Origin of the sequence: Caulobacter sp. 602-2, assembly GCF_011043625.1 — a bacterium.
In the GTDB taxonomy this organism is placed as follows: domain Bacteria; phylum Pseudomonadota; class Alphaproteobacteria; order Caulobacterales; family Caulobacteraceae; genus Caulobacter.
On the sequence record NZ_JAAKGT010000009.1, the window covers coordinates 22657 to 40027 of the forward strand.

At 70.7% G+C, this 17371-nt stretch carries 14 protein-coding genes; 7 read left to right on the plus strand and 7 right to left on the minus strand.

Going from position 1 to position 17371, the window contains the following annotated elements:
- Positions 1-3: 3 nt before the first annotated feature.
- The gene (locus tag G5B46_RS17040; protein WP_165260968.1) at positions 4-732 is read right to left on the minus strand and encodes an enoyl-CoA hydratase/isomerase family protein; all 729 of its coding nucleotides are present in this window, start codon (positions 730-732) and stop codon (positions 4-6) included.
- A gap of 323 nt (positions 733-1055) precedes the next feature.
- Between G5B46_RS17040 and ccrA the strand changes: the two genes are divergently transcribed.
- Both ccrA and G5B46_RS17050 read left to right on the plus strand, forming a co-directional pair.
- Positions 1056-2336: a crotonyl-CoA carboxylase/reductase gene (gene ccrA / locus G5B46_RS17045; protein ID WP_165260646.1), complete on the plus strand. Its 1281-nt coding sequence runs from the start codon at positions 1056-1058 to the stop codon at positions 2334-2336.
- Between the two features lie 97 nt (positions 2337-2433).
- Positions 2434-2673, plus strand: coding sequence for a DUF2188 domain-containing protein (locus G5B46_RS17050; protein WP_165260648.1), 240 nt, complete (start codon positions 2434-2436; stop codon positions 2671-2673).
- A 9-nt stretch (positions 2674-2682) separates the two neighbouring features.
- On the opposite strand, the gene G5B46_RS17055 is transcribed toward G5B46_RS17050, so the two are convergent.
- Positions 2683-5994: a M1 family aminopeptidase gene (locus tag G5B46_RS17055; RefSeq protein WP_165260650.1), complete on the minus strand. Its 3312-nt coding sequence runs from the start codon at positions 5992-5994 to the stop codon at positions 2683-2685.
- Positions 5995-6153: 159 nt separating this feature from the next.
- Between G5B46_RS17055 and G5B46_RS17060 the strand changes: the two genes are divergently transcribed.
- The 3 genes from G5B46_RS17060 (at position 6154) to G5B46_RS17070 (ending at position 9383) form a co-directional block, all read left to right on the plus strand.
- On the plus strand, positions 6154-7620 hold the full coding sequence (locus G5B46_RS17060) for a M20 family peptidase (RefSeq protein ID WP_165260652.1): 1467 nt from the start codon (positions 6154-6156) through the stop codon (positions 7618-7620).
- 153 nt (positions 7621-7773) lie between these two features.
- Positions 7774-8883 carry an aromatic ring-hydroxylating dioxygenase subunit alpha gene (locus G5B46_RS17065; protein ID WP_165260654.1) on the plus strand — a complete coding sequence of 370 codons (1110 nt, stop codon included), beginning with the start codon at positions 7774-7776 and terminating at the stop codon, positions 8881-8883.
- Positions 8871-9383 (plus strand): CPBP family glutamic-type intramembrane protease, encoded by a 513-nt coding sequence (locus tag G5B46_RS17070; RefSeq protein ID WP_346764945.1) that lies wholly within the window; start codon positions 8871-8873, stop codon positions 9381-9383. The genes G5B46_RS17065 and G5B46_RS17070 overlap by 13 nt, the downstream gene beginning before the upstream one ends.
- A gap of 118 nt (positions 9384-9501) precedes the next feature.
- On the opposite strand, the gene G5B46_RS17075 is transcribed toward G5B46_RS17070, so the two are convergent.
- The gene (locus tag G5B46_RS17075; protein WP_165260658.1) at positions 9502-10077 is read right to left on the minus strand and encodes an SH3 domain-containing protein; all 576 of its coding nucleotides are present in this window, start codon (positions 10075-10077) and stop codon (positions 9502-9504) included.
- 250 nt (positions 10078-10327) lie between these two features.
- On the opposite strand from G5B46_RS17075, the gene G5B46_RS17080 reads away from it, so the two are divergent.
- Both G5B46_RS17080 and G5B46_RS17085 read left to right on the plus strand, forming a co-directional pair.
- On the plus strand, positions 10328-11746 hold the full coding sequence (locus tag G5B46_RS17080) for a hypothetical protein (RefSeq protein ID WP_165260660.1): 1419 nt from the start codon (positions 10328-10330) through the stop codon (positions 11744-11746).
- A 152-nt stretch (positions 11747-11898) separates the two neighbouring features.
- Positions 11899-13590: an acyl-CoA dehydrogenase family protein gene (locus G5B46_RS17085; RefSeq protein WP_165260662.1), complete on the plus strand. Its 1692-nt coding sequence runs from the start codon at positions 11899-11901 to the stop codon at positions 13588-13590.
- On the opposite strand, the gene G5B46_RS17090 is transcribed toward G5B46_RS17085, so the two are convergent.
- Genes G5B46_RS17090 through G5B46_RS17105 form a run of 4 tightly spaced genes read right to left on the minus strand, consistent with a single transcriptional unit; the run spans position 13587 to position 17270 of the window.
- Positions 13587-14735, minus strand: a complete 1149-nt coding sequence (locus G5B46_RS17090) for an ABC transporter permease (protein WP_165260664.1) — start codon at positions 14733-14735, stop codon at positions 13587-13589. The two genes, G5B46_RS17085 and G5B46_RS17090, sit on opposite strands and share 4 nt — an antisense overlap.
- Complete coding sequence (locus G5B46_RS17095; RefSeq protein WP_165260666.1) at positions 14732-15652, minus strand: ABC transporter ATP-binding protein; 921 nt, start codon at positions 15650-15652, stop codon at positions 14732-14734. Before G5B46_RS17095 ends, G5B46_RS17090 begins: the two co-directional genes overlap by 4 nt.
- The gene (locus G5B46_RS17100) at positions 15649-16632 is read right to left on the minus strand and encodes an HlyD family efflux transporter periplasmic adaptor subunit (protein WP_165260668.1); all 984 of its coding nucleotides are present in this window, start codon (positions 16630-16632) and stop codon (positions 15649-15651) included. Before G5B46_RS17100 ends, G5B46_RS17095 begins: the two co-directional genes overlap by 4 nt.
- On the minus strand, positions 16629-17270 hold the full coding sequence (locus G5B46_RS17105) for a TetR/AcrR family transcriptional regulator (protein WP_165260670.1): 642 nt from the start codon (positions 17268-17270) through the stop codon (positions 16629-16631). Before G5B46_RS17105 ends, G5B46_RS17100 begins: the two co-directional genes overlap by 4 nt.
- Between the last annotated feature and the right edge of the window lie 101 nt (positions 17271-17371).

Consider the following 17371-nt stretch of genomic DNA (forward strand, 5'->3'; position numbering starts at 1 on the left):
GGCCTACCTTCTGCGAAAGTCCGCCGTGCGCTTGCCCATGAAGGCGGCGATGGCTTCCTTGTGGTCGCCGCTGGCGATCAGGGCCGGCAGCTCCTCCTCCACATAGGCCTTGCCGTCGACGATCCGCTTGGTCGCCTCCACGGCCAGGGGCGCGCGGGACGATATGGCTTCCGCCAGCCGCATGGCCTCGCGCAGCAGCGTGCCCGGCGTGTGCACCGCCGTGACGATGCCGTCGAACAACGCCCGGGCGGCGTCGAACTGGGCGCCGGTCAGCAGGTGGGCCTTGGCCCGCGCGGCGCCGATCAGCCGCGGCAGGCGCGTGGCCGAGGCCACCAGGCCGATGTTCACCCCCGAGGCGGCGAAGGTCGCCCGGTCGCTGGCCAGGCGGATGTCGCAGGCCAGCGCCAGCTCCAGCCCGCCGCCGAAGCACCAGCCGTCGATGGCGGCGATGGTCGGCACCCGCAGGGCCTCGACCCAGTCCATCAGCCGGTTGAAGTCCTCCACCGCCGCCAGGGCGCCGTCGCCGCGCACGGCGGCCTCGCGCAGATCATCGCCGGCGCAGAACACCCCGCCGCGCCCGGTCAGCACGACGGCGCGCACGTCGTCGTCGGTGGCGATCTCGTCCAGGGCCTTCACCAGCTGGGCGCGCAGCGGCAGGCCCAGCGCGTTGGCCGGCGGGGCGTCCAGCTCCAGCAGGATGATGGACCCCGTGGGGCGCGAGACGTGCAGCATAGGAGCCAGTGCTGGGGGGATCGTCGGCGTCATGCCCGCAACCTCGCCCGACGCGCGGCGAATGGGAAGCATGCAACCTCGAAGGCGACGGGTGGTTTCATGTGCAACCATGCTGCGACGCACAAGGATTCCGCTTGCCAGATCCGAAGCCTTGTCTCAGCCTCAGCCGTACCGGCCTGCCGAGCGTGGCCGGAGAACACGATAAGAACGACGGTCAGGCGGCGCATTTTCACCTAGCGCCGAACCGTACCGCGGAGCGCAGACAGCCATTTCGGCGTTCATGTTGCAGCGCCGAAGAGCCGGGCCCAAAGCCGGGGAGTGACATGACGACCGCGACCCTCGAGACGACCGCGTCTCCCGTGAAGGACCTGTACGAGATCGGCGAGATCCCGCCGCCGTTCCACGTGCCCAAGTCGATGTACGCCTGGACGATCCGCAAGGAGCGGCACGGCGCGCCCGCCAGCGCCATGCAGGTCGAGGTGGTGCCCACCTGGGAGATCGGCGAGGACGAGGTGCTGGTTCTCGTGATGGCCGCGGGCGTCAACTACAACGGCATCTGGGCCGCGCTCGGCGAGCCGATCAGCCCCCTCGACGGCCACAAGCATCCCTTCCACATCGCCGGCTCCGACGCCTCGGGCATCGTCTGGGCGGTGGGCGCCAAGGTGAAGCGCTGGAAGCTGGGCGACGAGGTGGTCATCCACTGCAATCAGGACGACGGCGACGACGAGGAGTGCAACGGCGGCGACCCGATGTACTCGTCCAGCCAGCGCATCTGGGGCTACGAGACGCCCGATGGCAGCTTCGCCCAGTTCTGCCGGGTGCAGTCGCGCCAGCTGATGCCCCGGCCCCGTCACCTGACCTGGGAAGAGGCGGCCTGCTACACCCTCACCCTCGCCACCGCCTATCGCATGCTGTTCGGCCACAAGCCGCACGAGCTCAAGCCCGGCCAGAACGTACTGGTCTGGGGCGCCTCGGGCGGCCTGGGCGTCTTCGCCGTGCAGCTGGCGGCGGTCGCCGGCGCCAACGCGATCGGTGTGGTCAGCGACGACGACAAGCGCGAGTTCGTGCTGTCGATGGGCGCCAAGGCGGTGCTGAACCGCAAGGAGTTCAACTGCTGGGGCCAGCTGCCCAAGGTCAACGGCCCCGAGTTCGCCGACTACATGAAGGAGAGCCGCAAGTTCGGCAAAGCCATCTGGCAGATCACCGGCAACCGCGACGTCGACCTGGTGTTCGAGCACCCCGGCGAGTCGACCTTCCCGGTCAGCGTGTTCGTCGTGAAGCGCGGCGGCATGGTCGCCATCTGCGCCGGCACCAGCGGCTTCAACCTGACCATGGACGCCCGCTTCCTGTGGATGCGCCAGAAGCGCGTGCAAGGGAGCCACTTCGCCAACCTGATGCAGGCCAGCGCCGCCAACCAGCTGGTCATCGACCGCCGCGTCGACCCCTGCCTGTCGGAAGTGTTCCCCTGGGACCAGATCCCGGCCGCCCACGAGAAGATGCTGGCCAACCAGCACCTGCCCGGGAACATGGGCGTGCTGGTCTGCGCCCAGCGTCCCGGCCTTCGCACCTTCGAGGAGGTGCAGGAGCTGAGCGCCGAGGGGTGACGGCATGGAAACGGGGGAACGCGGCGCCTCCATGCAAGACGCCGGCCCGGAACCAGGGTCCCATGTCCCCAGTTTCGAGACCGAAGGAGCCTGCCCCATGACCGACATCACCTACACCATCGTCGAGCACGACGGCGGCTGGGCCTACAAGCTCGGCGCGGTGTTCTCGGAAACCTTCCGCACCCATGACGCCGCCCTGGCCGCGGCCAAGCGCGCGGCGGGCGAGCAGAAGGTGGCGGGCGACACGGTCGGCATCACCTACGAGGACGATCGCGGCCAGTGGCGGCAAGAGCTGTCGGACGGCCATGACCGCCCGACGACGCACGTGAAGGGCTAGGCCCCGGGCTCAGTCCCAGGTCATCGGCGCCGAGCCCGCCTTGGGGCCGGCGGTGAAGCCGATGAACAGCCGGCGCGCCGGATCGCGGAAGGTCGGCTCGAGCGCCGCCCAGTCCTTGGCCGGGCAGGCGGCTTTCAGCGCGCCCATCAGGTCTTCCGAGGTCGGGTAGGGCGCGTTGCGGAAGCGATACCGCTGCACGAACCCGCGCAGCTGCCGGTGCAGGTTGTCCTCGCCGCAGCGGGCGCGGACCGCCAGCAGGGCCAGCGCCGCCCGCTGATAGGCGACGTAGTTCTCGCCGCCGGACGAGGTGACGGCCACGATGGCGGGTTCCGGCTCGCGGCGCCGGTTGCTGTCGCGGAAATAGCTGCTCATCGCCAGCGAGAAGCCCCGGTTGCCGACGCTGGGCCCGCGCAGCCTGTTCATCGCCATCAGCGCCGAATACTCGGCCAGGCCCTCGGTCAGGAAGCGCGCGCCGCGGGCGTCGGCCGGCTCGACCTGGTGGCCCCACCACTGGTGAGCCAGTTCGTGCAGGGTGGTGGCCGTGACGTAGTCGTAGGCGTCCGGCTTGCGCAGGTCGGCGACGAAGCCGCCCTTTTCCGAATAGGGAATGGCGCCGGCCCAGGCCATGGCGGCGATCTGGTCGTCATAGGCCGGGTACTCGATGATCCGGACGTGGTCGCGGGGATAGGGGCCGAAGGCGGCCTCGAAGACCGGCAGGCCCTCGCGCACGGCGGCGACCATGCGCTCGACGTTCATCTCGTGGCCGGGCGTGTAGTAGATCTCGACGTCGACCCGGCCGGCCTTGGCGCGCCGCACGTGATAGCGGGCCGACTGCAGCGAGAAATCCGCCTGCATCGGGGTGTCGGAGACGAAGCGCACGACGCGGCGGCCGTTCTCCATGCGGTCGAACACGCGGCGGCCCGGCGCGACGGGGATCTGGTCGCCGGCGGTGGTGACGGTGATGTCGCTGGTCAGCCAGTCGGCCCCGCCGCGGGCGCGCTGGGGCGCGAGGGGGTCGCTCGCCCCGCGGGTCGGCCGCTCGCGCGGCAGGCCCTGGCGTTCGCGCGCCAGGCTGTCGGTCAGGTAGCCGCCCAGCGCCACGCCCACGCGCGGCATGAACGCCGCCGAGTGCAGGAAGCTGCCGTTGTCGACGATGCCCAGCGAGCCGCCGTTGGCGCCGAAGCCGTTGTCGCGGATCCGGGTCTCGAAGCTCAGCCGTCGCTGCTCGCCCGGCGCCATCGGCCGGTCGAGGGTCAAGGTCACGACCTTGTACTCGCTCTCTTCCTGCCGGGCGCCGTCCAGGCGGACCTCCCAGTCGGAAAGGCCGGCGGGGATGTCGAGGTGGAAGGTCTTCAGCGGCCGGCCGGTGCGGTTCTCCAGCAGGTAGTCGCCCCTGGCCGTCAGCGCGTGGCGGCGGGGATCCAGGTCGATGGCGACGCGCATCGAGGCGATGGCCGGGCCAGGCGCGTCGCGCAGGGGGACCATGGCCTTCTCGAAGGCGCCCATGCCGGCCTCGAGCTCGTCGTCGGTGGAGAAGCTGTTGCGGACGTTGGTGTTGACGAAGATGAAGGTCCCGACGGCGGCCATGGCCAGCACGAGGGCGCCGCCGACCAGGGCGGGGCGTCCGGCCAGCCGCTGGCGCGAGCGGATCCAGCGCCGCCGCCAGCCCATCGGCAGGCCGCGCGGCCAGGCCAGCCAGGCCAGGGTCAGAAGGGCGCCTGCGCCGAGCGTCCAATAGAGGCTGAACCACCAGAACACGCCGGTTCCGTCGCCCATCAGGTTCATCTCGCTGGGCGAGCCGCTGGGGGTGTCCATGAAGTCCCACAGCGGGTGCGAGAAGCCCTTGGTCTGGCCGACGGCGGTCAGGGCCAGCAGGCCGGCCATGATCCCCCAGCCGACATAGCGGTTGGGGCTGAGGGCGGCGACGGCGATCGAGGTGGCGGCCAGCACGAACAGCGGCGCCAGGAGCGGCCCGACCAGCAGGACGAAGTAGACTTCCGGCCGGCCGTCGACATAGGTCTGCCAGGCCTGCACGCCGAAGGCGGTGGCGCACGCGGCGGCGGCCACGGCGGCCAGCACCACGGCCATCGAGGCCAGCTTGGCCGCCATCAGCGCGAGGTCGGTGACCGGCGAGGCGTCGATGATCTCGGCCACCCGCAGGTCGCGGTCGCGCCAGACGATGTCGGCGGCGTGGAAGACGGCGATGGCCAGGCCGGCCAGGACCACCCAGGGCAGCAGCTCCGGCGTCAGGATGCGCAGGGCCGGCAGGCTGGGGGCGCTGTCGACGGTGGTGTGCGCCCGCAGGCCGAAGGTCGAGACCACCACCATGATCACGACCATCACCCACAGCGACGGACTGCGCCGCAGCCGGGCCAGCTCCCAGCGCAGGCGGGCGGCGAACATCGGCCATGCGCCGCCGGCGAAGCTGGGGGCGATGCGCCAGGCCTGATCGCGATGGACGGGCGCCGGCGCGGCCTTGGGTTCAGTGCGCACCTTGGCGGCGTCGTCGCGCCGCTCGAACGCCAGCGAGACCGCCAGCAGGACCAGATCGGCGCCCAGCCAGGCCAGGCGGTTGAGGATCAGCCAGCTGTCCTTGGGCAAGGCGTACAGCGCCTGCTGCTCGACGGTCATGTCGCTGACGTCGGCGCGCAGGGCGAACACGCCCATCGGCTCGGCCAGTGAGACGATGATCCTGCCGGTGCTGTCGAGCAGGTCGAGCAGCCCCAGCGAGGCGACGAACACCATCAGGAAGGCCATCGCCGCGGTGGTGGTTGCGGCGATCGAGCGGGTGATGGCCGCCAGGCAGAAGAAGGCGGCGCTGACCGACATCGCCAGGGGCGCGACCATGACCGCCGCGACCAGCGCGATCTGCGGCCAGTGATAGGGGCCCATCGCCGAGGCCTGCACCCAGGGCGCGGCCGATCCGGCCAGCAGGCCGCAGAAGCCGACCAGGGCGGCGGCGACCGTCGCCGCCTGCACGCCGAGGAAGCGGCCCAGCACATGCTGCCAGCGCTGGATCGGCGTGGCCTGCAGTATCGGCTGAAAGCCGCTGCGGCCGTCGCGAACGGCCGCGTCGCCGGCCAGAGCGGCCATGATCACCACATAGGGCAGGCTCAGGAACACGACGGCGATAGCCAGGGTGGTGGGGGCGTTGCGGGGCACCTGGCTGGAGCCCAGGGCGTCCATAGCCATCAGCCCGACGCCGCCCAGGAACAGCAGGATCGTCGAGATCCAGTAGAGCGGCTGGCGCACCTGCCGGCCGATCTCGAACAGCGCCATGTGCGCGACCAGGCGGCCGCGCCCGACGACGGAACGCCACAAGACGGAAAAACTGAAAAGCCCCACGGGATCAACCTATGCGGCTGTTCCGGGCCGTACAAGGCTTTCCGACATTTCGATGCAATCAGTATCGAAATGGGGATTGGCAACCTCGCCGCCCCGTCGCACAGTCGCGCCCTGACATTTGGGCGGAGGGGCGTCATGGGGTGGAAGAGCAAGGTCGCGCTGGGCGCGGTCGGCGTTGTCGCGGTGCTGGCCGGCGTGGTCGTGGTGCGCACGGTGACCTTCAAGCCGCCGGCTCCGGCGGGCGGCGTCGCGCTGGCCGCGGCCCGTCCGTTCGATGCGGCGAGGGCCGCCGCCCACCTGGGCGAGGCCGTCCGCTTCCAGACCATCAGCCACCAGAACGCCGCCGAAAACGATCTTTCCCAGTGGGACGCCCTGCACGCCTGGCTGCAGACGACCTATCCGGCCGCCCACAAGGCCATGACCCGCGAGGTCGTCGGCGGCCACGCCCTGATCTACACCTGGAAGGGCTCTGATCCGTCGCTACCGCCGCTGGTGCTGATGGCCCACCAGGACGTGGTGCCCGTCACCGCCGGCACCGAGAAGGACTGGAAGCACCCGCCGTTCGGCGGCGTGGTGGCCGAGGGCGCGGTCTGGGGGCGCGGCTCGGTCGACGACAAGGGCTCGCTGGTCGGCCTGTTCGAGGCGGTCGAGGGCCTGGCGGCCGCCGGCTTTGCCCCCAAGCGCACCGTGATCATCGCCAGCGGCCACGACGAGGAGGTCGGCGGGGCCGGCGCCCGGGCCATGGCCGCCACGCTGAAGGCGCGCGGCGTCAAGGCCTGGTTCGTGCTCGACGAGGGCATGGTGGTCGTGGCCGACAACCCGGTCACCCAGGGGCCGGCGGCGATCATCGGCGTCGCCGAGAAGGGCTATGGCACGCTCAAGGTCACCGCTCCGGCCCCCGGCGGTCACTCCTCGACCCCGCCGCCGCAGACCGGCGTCACCACCCTGGCCAGCGCCGTGCTGGCCATCGCCGACCATCCGCATCCGATGAAGTTCGAGGGGCCCGGCGCCGACATGCTGAAGTCGCTGGCCCCCAGCGCCTCGCCGGTGGTGAAGATGGCGGCCGCCAACACCTGGCTGTTCTCGCCGCTGCTGATCAAGCAGACGGCCCGCTCGCCGGCGGGCGCGGCCATGCTGCACACGACGACGGCCCCGACCATGCTGAAGGGCTCGCCCAAGGAGAACGTGCTGCCCCAGGACGCCACGGCCTGGATCAACTACCGCATCGCGCCCGGCGACAGCTCGGCCGCCGTGATGGCCCGCGCCAAGAGCGCCGTCGGCGACCTACCGGTGACCCTGACCTGGGAGCGCCAGCTCAACGAGCCCTCGCCGGTGTCGTCGACCGCCTCTGACGGCTGGAAGACCCTGGCCTCGCTGGCCGGGAACGAGAGCGGCGCGCCGGTCGCGCCGGGCCTGGTGATCGCCGCCACCGACAGCCGCTTCATGTCGCCGATCGCCGACGACATCTACCGCTTCCAGCCGATCACCCTGTCGATGGACGGCACCAGGATGATCCACGGCACCAACGAGCACATGACCGTGGCCAACCTGGAAGAGATGGTGCGGTTCTATCAGCGGCTGGTGGAGACGGCGGGGCGGTAGCTCTCATTATGCCTGTCATCCCGGCTGGAGGCGCATAGCGCCGGAGCGCCGGGATCCCCCACGTTTCCTGATACGGCGCCGTGGGAGATCCCGGCTCTTCGCTTTGCTACGGCCGGGATGACAATCTAGGGGAGCCAGAGCTAGAACCCCCTCATGCCCGCCGACGACGCACCCGCCGCGACCAAGACCGCCAAGGCCCCGCCCGCCAAGTTCGGCAAGGGCTTCCTGTTCGACGCCTGGTACTATGCGGCCCTGTCGCGCGAGGTGAAGACCGGCAAGCTCGTCCGTTACGAGATCCTGGGCGAGCCGGTGCTGGTCAGCCGGGGCAAGGACGGCAAGGTGTTCGCGATCCGCGACGTCTGCCCGCACCGCGCAGCCCCCCTGTCGGGCGGGAAGCTGACGCAGGAGGCCGACGGCCGCGCCAGCGTCGAATGCCCCTATCACGGCTGGCGGTTCGGCGCGGACGGCGTCTGCGCCGCGATCCCGTCCCTGACCAGCGACCAGAACCTGGAGGTCTCGCGCATCCGCGTGCGGCGCTATCCGGCGGCCGAGAGCCAGGGGATGGTGTTCGTCTGGATCAGCGGCGACCCGCGCTTCGACGGCGAGCCGGCCGAGCCGCCGCCGTCCTTCCCCGGCGTGGTCGGCGGGCAGGCCAAGATCGTCGACTCGATGATCTTCGAGACCCACATGGACCATGCGGTGGTCGGTCTGATGGACCCCACCCATGCGCCTTACGTGCACGAGGCCTGGTGGGCCCGCTCGTCAAAGCGTCAGTCGGAGAAGACCAAGGTCTTCGCGCCGTCTCCCGAGGGCTTCGTCATGCGCCGCCACGGGCGCAGCAAGGCCAACCGCCTGTACGACATCCTCGGCGGCGCGCCGGAGATCGAGATCACCTTCCGCCTGCCCGGCTATCGCTGGGAGCACATCGTGGTGGGCAAGCGCCAGGTGCTGGCCCTGACCTGCCTGACGCCGCTGACCGAGACCTCGACGCGGATCAGCCAGCTGATCTGGTCGGATCACCCGGTGATGATGCTGCGCGCCCTGATCGCCCCCTTCGCCCGTGAGTTCCTGCGCCAGGACGGCCGCATGGTGAACCTGCAGAACGAGGGGCTGAAGTACGACCCGGCCCTGATCTGGATCGATGACGCCGACACCCAGGCCAAGTGGTACCAGCAGCTGAAGCGGGAATGGACCGCCAGCCGCGCCGAGGGCCGGCCCTTCGTCAATCCGGTCAAGGAAACCACGCTGAAGTGGCGCAGCTGACGGCGGTTCGGCGGCGCCTCGTCGCCGTCCTGACGACCCTGCCGGATGCGGCCGGCTGGCGCTGGTGCGCGCTGGCGGCCTTGGCCTGCGGGGCGGCGATGGCCGCGATCGGCTTTACGACCGGCCTCTATCGCCTGACCGACACCGCGCCGGGCCTGCCGCTGCGGCTGCTGACCGTCTGGATCATCCCGGCCCTGGGCGAGGAGATCCCGTTCCGCGCCCTGCTGCTGCCCGGCCGCGACGAGACCCGCCGCCCCTGGCTGTGGGTCGCCGTCTCGACTGCGCTCTACGTCGCCTGGCATCCGCTGGAGACGCTGACCTTCCTGCCGCACGCGACGATGTTCCTGCGCTGGGATTTCCTGGCCTGCACGGCGATCCTGGGCGTCTCTTGCGCCCTGATGCGCCTGCGCACCGGCTCGCTGTGGCCGGCGGTGCTGCTGCACGGCGGCTTCGTCGTGGCGTGGCAGACCTGGCTGGGCGGGGTGAGCGCACTGGGGTGAGAGGCTGCGAAGCCGCGGTCCCTCCAAACACGAAAAAGCCCGCCTGGCCGGGGGACCAGGCGGGCTCGCTCAGGGCGCGCGGGGACGGGGGTTGGGGGGAGCGCGCCCCAAACCTCGATTAGGCGCGGTAGACGTAGGCGCTGGAGACGTAGCCGACGCCGACGCCGTTCTGGCCGACCAGGATCCACTTGCCGTCGCCGGTGCGGCCCAGGGCCTGGAAGGTCTCGCCGGCGACGACCGAGCCGACGCGCATGCCGCTGGTGGAGGCCGAGGCGCGCAGGTTCAGGTTCGAGCGGGCGACGTACTTGCCGGTGATCTTGGTCATCGGCGCGGAGTCGACGTTGTGCGAGATCTTGATGCCGTTGCTGGTCTTGTACGAGCCGCCGACGTCGTTCGAAGCCTGCTTCTTCTGCATGCTGCAGCCGACGTAGGAACCGGCGCCCGCGCCGACGACGGCGCCGATGGCCGTGCCCGTGCCGCGGTCGTTCTTGGCCAGGTTCGAGCCGGCGACGGCGCCCAGCAGGCCGCCGATGACCGCGCCCGCTTCCTGCTTCTTGCCCGAGGCGTCGCAGCCGACGACGCCGCCCAGGCGTTGTTCGACGGCGTTGGCGGCCGGGGCCGAGGCCATGGTGAAGGCGGTGGCGGCGGCGGCGATGGTCAGGCCGATCGTCTTGATCTTGTTGGTCTTGTGCATGGCGATAATCCTTCGTCCCTTTGAATTGGTCCGGAGCCGTCGGCCCCGTGAGACGCAACATCGCAGGCCGAAGCTGAACCGGGCCGTCAGGTCGTTCGACAGAATTCGTTCATGTTGGAATTTTTTTGAAATGGGGGTCGCGACGACCGAAAAGTCGTGGTGCGCAAATACACAACTCTCAGGCGTATTGTTGAGGTAGGATGCTTCGATGGCGCGGCCCGCAACCCCGCGTCGGGGAGGGGACCGACCCATGAGGAAGATCGCGATTGCGACGGCCGCGACCGTCGCGCTGTGCGCCGGCCTGGCCGGCTGCGACAAGGCGCCGGAAGTCGCCGCGCCCAAGCCCGAGGCGCTGCTGGACGTGGCCGTCATCACTCCGGTGCCGCTGCCGACCACGGCCGACTATCCGGTGGCCGCCGCCACGATCAACGGCTGGATCGCCAATGCGGACACGGCGGCGATGCGCAATCACGCCTGGCAGATCTGGCGGGCCATGGCCCAGCCGTCGGGCCAGTCGTTCAACGGCCAGTCGCTGCCGATCTGGGAAACCTGGGCCGGCACCGACGACGTGTTCCCGCCCGCGCCGCCGGCCGGAACCGCGGCCGCCGCGACCACCACGACGGTGGCCCAGCGCGTGGCCGCGCCGCGCAAGCTGCGCGTCTTCCAGCAGCCCAACCAGTTCCACCACGGCCGCGGCGGCATCACGCCGACCAAGTTCGACACCACGGTCACCTCGTTCAACAAGTTCAGTCCCGAGGCGGCGACCTTCCTGGACGCCTCGCATCCAGGTCCGGGCGGGGTCTCCTATCGCTACTCCAGCACCAGCGACATGCAGAAGCTGAACACCTCCTGGCCGGCGGGCACGACGCCCCAGAACCGCGGCGTGCAGGAGTTCCCGGTGCGAGGCCTCGAGCTGAAGCCGGTGTTCGGCCTGGTCCACGCCAAGGGCCTGACCGTCCAGCCGCTGTGGCAGGGACCTGCGGCCTCGACCAACGCCCAGAACCCCGAGCCCCAGACCTGGACCACCTGCGTGCTGGTGGCGCCGACGGGCCAGGGCCCGGTGCGCCCGGCCACCCCGCGCGAGAAGGCCAGCGTCCGCGATCCGGGCGCCTGCACCACCTTCCTGTGGGCGCCGATGAGCACCTTCTACTCGGTCAAGCTCAGCGCCGCCGAGGCCAAGGACTACAACACCGCCAACGGCCTGACCGGCGACGCCGCCGCCGTGGCCGGCGACTTCGCCGTGCTGCAGGCCATGCACGTCAACAGCAAGGAAATCCCGTTCTGGACCTGGCAGACCTTCTGGTGGCAGCCGGGCGCCGACACGCCAAACGGCTTCCCCGGCAGCAAGCAGGGCCAGCCGGCCAGCCTGACGGGGCCGTGGACCAACTACGCCACCTGCACGGCCTACGACCAGACGACCACGCAGGGCGGCTCGACCATGACCGTCTGCTTCAACCCCTATCTGGAGACCAGCACCGGCATCCCGGCCGGCATCACCTCCAACTGCATGAGCTGCCACGGGGTGGCGGTGATCACCGCCGGCAACGCGCCCTATCCGGCCGACTACAAGAAGCCGATCGCGTTCTTCAGCGACCCGCTCTACTTCACGACCAGCAACACCCACGCCGACTTCTCGTGGGCGCTGGCGGGCAATTCCGACCCGAACTGACGACCCTGCGCCCGTCCCTTCCGGGGGCGGGCGCACGCCTTCCCCGATCCCGGCTCTCGCGCAACCGCATGCTGCGTCGCGGCATTGCTCGCAGGTGCGAAAGGGATCACAGTGCCGGAAAACATAAGTACGGCGCAGGGGAGTTTGAGAGCATGACCGACGCGGTCGCCCAGGAGTCCAAGTCCCTGATCCTGCCGGGCCTGACGGGCCTGCTGCGCGAGGCGGCGACCTCGGCCCAGACCTTCGTCGCCGAGGCCCGGCCCGCGGTGAGGGCCGCCGTCGCCGGCGCCGACGGCAGGATCGACCGCAAGCTGGCCGACGCCCAGCAGCACGCCGTGCACGGCTTTGGCTGGTACGCCGCCTATGCCGAGCTGATGAACCAGGTCGCCGGCTGGGCCGAGCGGCTGGAAGGCGAGGGGCGGTTCGGTGAGATCGAGGCCCTGCTGGCCCAGCTGCTGTTCTCCGAATACGCCGCCCAGCTGATCGGCGGCGTGCCGATGAACCAGGGCGAGATCGTTCGTCCCGCCCACCTGGTCACCGATCGCGCGGTGATGAACCGCCTGTTCTCCAACGGCATCATGAAGCTGATGGTCGAGGGCGGGACGCAAGCGGTGAAGACCCGCCTCGCCCAGCGCCTGGCCGAGGCCAAGGGCCGCCCGACGCTGGAGCACACCGGTCTCGACGAGACCTTCGAGATGATCCGCGACCAGTTCCACGCCTTCGCCGAGGAAAAGGTCACGCCCTTCGCCCACGACTGGCACCTGAAGGACCAGCTGATCCCGATCGAGCTCGTCCAGGAGCTGGGCGAACTGGGCGTGTTCGGCCTGACCATCCCCGAGGAATACGGCGGCAGCGGCATGGGCAAGACGGCCATGTGCGTGGTCTCCGAAGAGCTGTCGCGGGCCTGGATCGGCGTGGGCTCGCTGGCCACCCGCTCGGAGATCGCCGGCGAGCTGATCCTGACCGGCGGGACCGAAGAGCAGAAGCAGTACTGGCTGCCGAAGATCGCTTCGGCCGAGATCCTGCCCACCGCCGTGTTCACCGAGCCCAACACCGGCTCGGACCTCGGGTCGCTGCGCACCCGCGCCGTGCTGGAGGGCGAGGCCTATGTGGTGACCGGCGCCAAGACCTGGATCACCCACGCCGCCCGCGCCGACGTGATGACGCTGCTGGTGCGCACCGATCCGGCGACCAGCGACTATCGCGGGCTGTCCATGCTGCTGGCCCCCAAGCCGCGCGGCGTCGAAGGCGACGACTTTCCGGCCCAGGGCATGAGCGGCGGCGAGATCGGCGTCATCGGCTATCGCGGCATGAAGGAGTACGAGCTGGCCTTCGACGGCTTTTCCGTGCCGGCCGAGAACCTGCTGGGCGGCGTTCCGGGCCAGGGCTTCAAGCAGCTGATGGCCACCTTCGAGAGCGCCCGCATCCAGACGGCGGCCCGCGCGGTGGGCGTGGCCCAGGCGGCGCTGGAGGTCGGGCTGTCCTACGCGCTGGACCGCAAGCAGTTCGGCGATGCGATCTTCGCCTTCCCCCGGGTGCACAACAAGCTGGCCATGATGGCCGCCGAGATCATGGGCGTGCGCCAGCTGACCTATTTCGCCGCCCGCCAGAAGGACGAGGGCAAGCGCTGCGACCTGGAGGCCGGCATGGCCAAGCTGGTCGCCGCCCGCGTGGCCTGGGCCGCCGCCGACAACGCCCTGCAGATCCACGGCGGCAACGGCTTTGCGATGGAGTACGCCGCCAGCCGGCTGCTGGCCGACGCCCGCATCCTCAACATCTTCGAGGGCGCCGGCGAGATCCAGGCCCAGGTCATCGCCCGCCGCCTGCTGGAGGACGGCAACTAGTCCAGCGTCGTCCGATAGCGGGCCATGGCCGCGCCGGCGATCACCACCACGAACAGCGCCAGCGCCCCCAGGCTGGGCCATAGGGCGACGACGTCGAGGCCCTTGAGCAGGGCGCCGCGCACCACCCGCAGGAAGTGGGTCACGGGGATCACGCTGCCCAGGGCCTGGGCCCAGTCCGGCATGCCCCGGAACGGGAACATGAAGCCCGACAGCAGGATCGACGGCATCATGTAGAAGAACGACATCTGCATGGCCTGCAGCTGGGTGCGGGCCACGGTCGAGATCAGGAAGCCCAGCGCCAGCGAGCCGACGATGAACAGCAGGACGCCCAGGCCAAGGGCGATCCAGCCGCCGGCCATCGGCACGGCGAACAGCACCCTGGCCAGGATCAGGATCACCGTCGTCTGGATCAGGCCTACCACCACATAGGGCGCCAGCTTGCCGATCATCACCTCGATGGGACGGGCGGGCGTGGCCAGCAGGCTCTCCATCGTGCCGCGCTCGTACTCGCGGGTGACGCCCAGGGCGGTCATCATCACCAGGGTCATCGACAGGATCACGCCCAGCAGGCCGGGCACGATGTTGTAGGCGGTGACGGCCTCGGGATTGTAGCGGCGGTGGATGACCACCTCGAACGGATCGGCGCCGGGCTTGCTGGCCGCGCCGACGAGGTCGCGCGACAGGGCCGTGCGCGGCAGGCTGGCCAGGGCGGCGATCGCCCCGCCGGTGGCGGCCGGATCGGAGGCGTCGGCCTCGACCAGGATCTGGGCGCCGTCGCCGCGCACCACGCGCCGGGTGAAGTCGGCGGGAATGGTCAGGGCGAACTGCACCTCGCCGCGCGCCACGGCCGCGTCCAGCTCGGCGGGCGAGGACGCGGTGCGGACGATCTCGAAATAGCCGCTGTTGACCAGGGCCGACAGGGTCGAGCGGGCCATCGGCCCCTGGTCCTGCACCAGCACCGCGGTGGGCAGGTCGCGCGGGTCGCTGTTGATGGCGTAGCCGAACAGCAGGAGCTGGACGATCGGCATGACCAGGATCATGGCGTAGGTCAGCCGGTCGCGGGTGAGCTGGATGAACTCCTTGATCAGCACCGCCAGGATGCGCGCGCCCGAAAGGCCCGACCTGCGCTCGACGGCCCCGCTCATTGGAAGTTGTCCGACGACTGGCCCATCAGCCGGATGAACACGTCCTCCAGCGTCGGCTGGACCTCTGTCCAGGTCACCGGCGGCTTGCGGTAGGGGGCGATGGCGGCTTCCAGGGCGGCGCGGTCGGTTCCGCTGACGTGCAGGGCCGCGCCGAACGGGGCGGCCATGGCCACGCCCGACGCCTTGGCGAGGTCCCGCGCCAGCCGGTCGGCCCCCGGTCCCTCGCCGCGGAAGGTGACCAGGCCCGAGCGGGCGATCACCTCCTCGGCCGTGCCCCGCGCCATCAGCCGACCGTAGGCGATGTAGGCGATGTCGTGGCAGCGCTCGGCCTCGTCCATGTAGTGGGTCGAGACCATCACGGTCAGGCCCTCGGCCGACAGGGCGTGGATCTCGTCCCAGAACTCGCGGCGGGCCTTGGGATCGACCCCGGCCGTCGGCTCGTCGAGCAGCAGCAGCCTTGGCTCGTGCATGATGCTGGCGGCCAGGGCCAGGCGCTGCTTCCAGCCGCCCGACAGGCTGCCGGCCAGCTGCTTCCTGCGGGCGGTCAGGCCCAGGCGCTCCAGGCTGTCGGCCACCCGCTCGCGGCGGCGGGGCAGCTCGTGCACGCGGGCGACGAAGTCGAGGTTCTCCTCGATCGACAGGTCCTCATAGAGCGAGAACTTCTGGGTCATGTAGCCGGTCTGGCGCTTGACCGCCTCGGCCTGCCTGCGGAAGTCCAGGCCCAGCACCTGGCCCTCGCCGCTGTCGGGCGTCAGCAGGCCGCACAGCATGCGCAGGGTGGTGGTCTTGCCCGAGCCGTTGGGGCCCAGGAAGCCGGTGATGCGGCCCTTCTCGACCTGGATCGACACGTCCTGCACCACGTGGCGCGGGCCGAAGCTCTTGTTCAGCCCCGAGACGTCGACCGCCAGGTCGCTCACTTGCCCGCCTCCAGCGGCGCGACGTCGACCGGCAGGCCCGGCGCCAGGCCCGGCCCGGGCGCGGGCCTGGCCTCGACCAGGAACACCAGGCGCTGGCGGGTCTCGCGGCTGTAGATCACCGGCGGGGTGAACTCGGCGCGGGGGCTGACATAGTTGATCCGGGCCGAGCGTTCGGCGCCGCAGCCGTCGCACGAGAACCGCACCTGCGCCCCCACGCGATAGCGGGCGATCTCGGCTTCGGGCACGAAGAAGCGCAGGCGCACGCGCTCGTCGGCCAGCAGCGCCACGACCGGCTGGTTGGCGGCCGCCCACTCGCCGGGCTGGTAGAAGACGTCCTGCACCAGGGCCGCGGCCGGGGCCTTGGGGCTGATCTGGTCGAGGCGATCCTGGGCGGCGGCCAGGGCCTGGCGCGCGGCGTCGACGGCCGCGCGGGCGGCGGCCACCGTATCGGGGCGCTGGCCCAGGGTTCCGACGGCCTTGCGGCGGGTCACGGCGACGGCGTTGGCGCGGGCTGTGTCGCGGGCGGCGCGGGCCTGGTCCAGGCGGGCCGGGGCGTAGATGCCCTTGGCGACCAGCGGCGCGATGCGGTCGTAGTCGGCCTGGGCCTGGCGAACCGCCGCCTCGGCGGCCGCGCGCTCGGCGTCGAACACCGCCAGTTCCTGCGGGCGCTGGCCCTTCTCGGCGTCGTGCAGCTGGGCCTGGGCCGTCTGCACCTGGGCGGCGGCCTGGTCGCGGGCGGCGGTCAGCTGGGCCGCGTCGAGGGCGAACAGCGGCTGGCCGGCCTTGACCCGATCGCCGCGCTGCACGGCGACGGCGCTGATCGGTCCGGCCGACGAGGCGGCGACATACAGCGTCTCGCCCTCGACATAGCCCGACAGCCGGCGAGGGCGATGGGCGTCCGGACCCAGCAGCCGCCAGCCCACGAAGCCGACGACGGCGATCCCGATGACGACGGCGGCGATGCGGGCGGCGGGCTTCATGCCTTGGCCTCCGTGCGCGGGGTCAGGCCCAGCAGCACCGTGTCGGCGTGCTGGCGCACCAGGGCCTCCAGGTTCATGGCCGGCGCGCCGACGGGAACGAAGGTCTCCTTCCAGATCACGCCCATCAGGATCGGACCGACGATGCTGAAGGCGTAGAGCCGCGGGTCGCCCGGCGCCACCTCGCCGCGCGCCTGGGCCCGGGCGATGGCGCCGCTCATCAGCGACAGGGCGCGGCTGACCACCTCGTCGTGCCAGACGCGGGCCAGTTCCGGAAAGTTGCGGGACTCGCCGATCACCAGCTTGGCCACCGCGCCCAGGCGCGAGGTTCCGATCAGCTGCACGACCTGGGCGAAGACCATGCGCAGCAGGTCGGGGAAGGGCAGGGTCGCCTGGGCCAGCACCGCCTCGACCCGGTCGAGGTTGGGCGCGACGGCCTCGCGCACCACGGCGCGGAAGATGTCGTCCTTGGTCTCGAAATAGAGATAGAGCGCGCCCTTGGAGATGCCCGCCTTGGCGGCGATCTCGTCCAGCCTGGCCCCGGCGAAGCCGCGCTCGGCGAAGACCTCCAGCGCGGCCTGGACGATCTCGCCCGGGCGGGCTTCGCTGCGCCGTCGCCATCTGGGCGGGCCTGGCTGCATGGTCTGCGCCTCCCGTATATAACTGACCAGACAGTTATATACGGCGCTGTGGATAACTCAAGAGGCATGCGCCGGCAAAGCAAAAGCCGCCCTCCTTTCGG